This is a genomic window from Chryseobacterium sp. SIMBA_029, from assembly GCF_046535275.1.
Classification (GTDB): domain Bacteria; phylum Bacteroidota; class Bacteroidia; order Flavobacteriales; family Weeksellaceae; genus Chryseobacterium.
On record NZ_JAWRXA010000886.1, the window covers coordinates 1 to 233 of the forward strand.

Annotated in this window: 1 protein-coding gene; it reads left to right on the forward strand. The window is 60.9% G+C overall.

The annotated features are described in order from the left end of the window. A partial coding sequence (locus SB679_RS26395) for a hypothetical protein (RefSeq protein WP_410705400.1) occupies positions 1-233 on the forward strand: 233 nt, incomplete at both ends.

Consider the following 233-nt stretch of genomic DNA (forward strand, 5'->3'; position numbering starts at 1 on the left):
TTCTTGCTGCCGTACCAGCGACTCCGGCTAAGGAAGGCGAAGCGCTGGCAATCTCGCAGGCTGCTCACAAGACGCTGAAAGCCGTCCAGAACGACTATGACAAGCTGTGGTTCAACAAGGCAGTCGCCCGCATTTACGAGCTGGTGAACGCCATTGCCTCGCCACTGACCAAGGTTGCCGCCGGTGAAGGCGACGCCGCCTATCGATCGGCCGTGCGCGAAGCCGCACAGATC